Origin of the sequence: Nostoc sp. CHAB 5715, assembly GCF_020829685.1 — a bacterium.
Lineage (GTDB): Bacteria > Cyanobacteriota > Cyanobacteriia > Cyanobacteriales > Nostocaceae > Nostoc.
In genome coordinates, this window is record NZ_JAIVFR010001054.1 from 1 (window position 1) to 2,422 (window position 2,422).

5 protein-coding genes and 1 pseudogene are annotated in these 2,422 nt (G+C 43.6%); all 6 read left to right on the top strand.

Annotated features, from left to right (window positions below):
• Positions 1–801 (top strand): annotated as a pseudogene (gene psaB / locus LC574_RS35720) (photosystem I chlorophyll a apoprotein A2); the annotation flags it as partial.
• A gap of 115 nt (positions 802–916) precedes the next feature.
• Positions 917–1,051, top strand: coding sequence for a hypothetical protein (locus LC574_RS38400; RefSeq protein ID WP_267871793.1), 135 nt, complete (start codon positions 917–919; stop codon positions 1,049–1,051).
• Positions 1,048–1,254 (top strand): hypothetical protein, encoded by a 207-nt coding sequence (locus tag LC574_RS35725; RefSeq protein WP_229458354.1) that lies wholly within the window; start codon positions 1,048–1,050, stop codon positions 1,252–1,254. The genes LC574_RS38400 and LC574_RS35725 overlap by 4 nt, the downstream gene beginning before the upstream one ends.
• Positions 1,254–1,544: a type II toxin-antitoxin system PemK/MazF family toxin gene (locus LC574_RS35730; RefSeq protein WP_229458355.1), complete on the top strand. Its 291-nt coding sequence runs from the start codon at positions 1,254–1,256 to the stop codon at positions 1,542–1,544. Before LC574_RS35725 ends, LC574_RS35730 begins: the two co-directional genes overlap by 1 nt.
• A gap of 41 nt (positions 1,545–1,585) precedes the next feature.
• The gene (locus LC574_RS35735) at positions 1,586–1,816 is read left to right on the top strand and encodes a DUF433 domain-containing protein (protein WP_229458356.1); all 231 of its coding nucleotides are present in this window, start codon (positions 1,586–1,588) and stop codon (positions 1,814–1,816) included.
• An 11-nt stretch (positions 1,817–1,827) separates the two neighbouring features.
• Complete coding sequence (locus LC574_RS35740; RefSeq protein ID WP_229458358.1) at positions 1,828–2,181, top strand: DUF5615 family PIN-like protein; 354 nt, start codon at positions 1,828–1,830, stop codon at positions 2,179–2,181.
• Positions 2,182–2,422: the final 241 nt, after the last annotated feature.

Sequence of the window (2,422 nt, forward strand, 5' to 3'; positions counted from 1 at the left end):
TACGGTTTAAACACCTTGCTATCTAACCCAGATAGTATTGCCCATACAGCATGGCCTAACTACGCTAACGTCTGGTTACCAGGCTGGTTAGATGCCATCAATGCTGGTACTAACTCCCTGTTCTTGACAATTGGCCCTGGCGACTTCTTGGTACACCATGCGATCGCTTTAGGTCTGCATACCACCACCTTGATCTTGGTCAAAGGTGCTTTGGATGCCCGTGGTTCTAAGCTGATGCCCGATAAAAAGGACTTCGGCTATGCCTTCCCTTGCGATGGCCCCGGTCGTGGCGGTACTTGCGACATCTCAGCTTGGGATTCCTTCTACCTAGCCGCGTTCTGGATGCTCAATACCCTTGGTTGGGTTACCTTCTACTGGCATTGGAAGCATCTAGGTATTTGGCAAGGCAACGTAGCTCAGTTCAATGAGAACTCTACATATCTCATGGGCTGGTTCCGCGATTACCTCTGGGCTAACTCTGCTCAGTTGATTAACGGTTACAACCCCTACGGCGTGAATAACTTGTCTGTCTGGGCTTGGATGTTCTTGTTTGGACACCTAGTTTGGGCTACTGGCTTCATGTTCTTAATCTCCTGGAGAGGTTACTGGCAAGAGTTGATTGAAACCCTTGTTTGGGCACACGAACGCACTCCTCTAGCTAACCTAGTTCGCTGGAAAGACAAGCCCGTGGCTCTGTCTATCGTTCAAGCTCGTGTAGTTGGTCTAGCTCACTTCACTGTTGGCTATGTCTTGACTTACGCCGCATTCTTGATTGCTTCTACTGCTGGTAAGTTCGGTTAATTCGGCTGCTAGTTTTGTAGGTAATCAATAAAAATCCCCTGCCGCAAGGTGGGGGATTTTTTATAAAAAACTCCACCCACAAGGGGATGGAGTTTTTGGGCATCGGGAATCGGGCATGGAGCATGGGGAAGAAACTACCAATGCCCTATGCCCCAAGCGACGGGGCGACTATCCCGGAACACCCACGAGGGGATGGAGTTTCCCGTCGCTTTCAAAAAATGTATGTAAAACAAAGCGAAATACGAAATGAACACTAAACTTGTTGAATCGCTGTTGCAAGTTATTCTATCTCTCTCTGATGAAGAGCGATCGCTATTGGAAGAAAAACTATTTTTCGATTCATCAGAGCCATCAACTCATGATTTAATGCTACTTGCCCAGACTAGTGGAACCTTTAACTTTCTTGAAAATGAACCAGACATATACTCACTTGACGACGGAGAACCTATCTAATGTCTCTCCAAAAAGGTGATATCGTCTTGGTTCCATTTCCATTTACAGACTTGACTGGAACAAAACTACGCCCTGGTTTAGTTTTATGGATAGACACCATAGGTGATGATGTCACTTTATGTTTTATTTCATCTCAAAATATAAGTAGTTTGAGTCCAGAAGAGTTCATTTTAGAACCTTCAGATCCAGATTTTGCTAGTACTGGATTACGGGTTGCTTCTAAAGTTAGGGTGACTCGAATAACTACCATAGAGCGTAGACTAATCACCAGAAGGTGTAAACTCAAATAGTGATAGCCTAAAATTAAACTTAATTACAAGCACTCAAAACCATGACAAACTGGCAAGAACGCATTACTCAAAACCCAAATGTATGTCACGGTAAAGTGTGTATCAAAGGAACACGCATTATGGTATCTGTCATCCTTGATAACCTTGCCGAGGGACTGACATTTGAGGAAATTATTCAAGAGTATCCACCACTGGCTTTAGAAGATATTAGAGCAGCTATTGCTTATGCAGCACAATTAATCAGGGAAGAGGAATTGTTGCCACTGCGATGAGTAAAATGAAAGTGAAACTCGACGAGAACATGGCACAAACCCACGTCGAGTTTTTACAGCAAGCTGGTTACAACGCTGACCGTGTAACTGATGAAGGATTGTCTGGTGCTGATGATGACACTGTTTGGGAGCAAGTTTGTGCTGAGAAAAGGTTTTTCATCACTCTTGATTTAGACTTCTCTGATGTTCGTCGCTTTACACCAGGCACTCATCCTGGTATTCTACTATTGCGATCGCGTAACCGTAGCCGTCAAACAGTGTTAGAAATTTTATCTCGTGTTGTACAGGAGCAATCTTTAGAAAAGTTGAAAGGTTGTCTTGTAGTGGCAGACGACATACAGACGCGAATCCGGCGATCGCAGTGATAGCATGGATACAAAGTTAATATACTCTCTGCGTTACTTTACGGTTTCCTCTGTGTCCCTCTGCGTTAAAAAAATAACTTTTAAAATTAAATACTTAGATAATACCAAAACAAGCTATAGTAATCCGCTTTGATTTTTGAAATTATTTGCGTAGGCGGGGAGTAGGGAATAGGGAGTAGGGAGTAGGGAATCAGGCTTTTCGAGGTGTACGGTGTTTATTCAAAAATCAAATAGGAATCCT